The following is a 419-nucleotide window of genomic DNA, read 5'->3' on the forward strand; positions in this document are numbered from 1 at the left end:
GTCTCGCAGCACATCTTCCTCAGCGCGATGATCCGCAAGTTCAAGAGCGCGGGCACGCTCACCGACCCGAGCGCGGTCTACGACCTCGCGGATGCCGCGACCAAGGCGCTGACCGTGGACGACGGGCTGGGCAGCGTGAAGAAGCTGATCTCGCTGGCGGCGGACCTGAACAAGGTCCCCACCAAGCGGATGACCTTCACGACCATGCAGACCGGCGCCGATCCGAACAACAGCGACCGGGTGGTGGTGGGCGCGGGCGCCAAGACCCTGTTCGCCACCATCGCCAACGACCAGTCCCTGACCACCGGCTCCGGCAAGAAGTCCGCAGCGGCCTCCGCCACCGCGAAGGCCAAGGCCTCGGCCGTACCGGCGTCGCAGATCGCGGTGACGGTGGCCAACGGCACCACGGTCACCGGCCG

At 68.7% G+C, this 419-nt stretch carries 1 protein-coding gene; it reads left to right on the top strand.

From position 1 onward, the window contains the following. On the top strand, positions 1 to 419 hold a 419-nt coding region (locus tag BEK98_RS47470), incomplete at both ends, for an LCP family protein (RefSeq protein WP_483027333.1).

The organism is Streptomyces diastatochromogenes (assembly GCF_002242805.1).
GTDB classification, from domain to species: domain Bacteria; phylum Actinomycetota; class Actinomycetes; order Streptomycetales; family Streptomycetaceae; genus Streptomyces; species Streptomyces diastatochromogenes.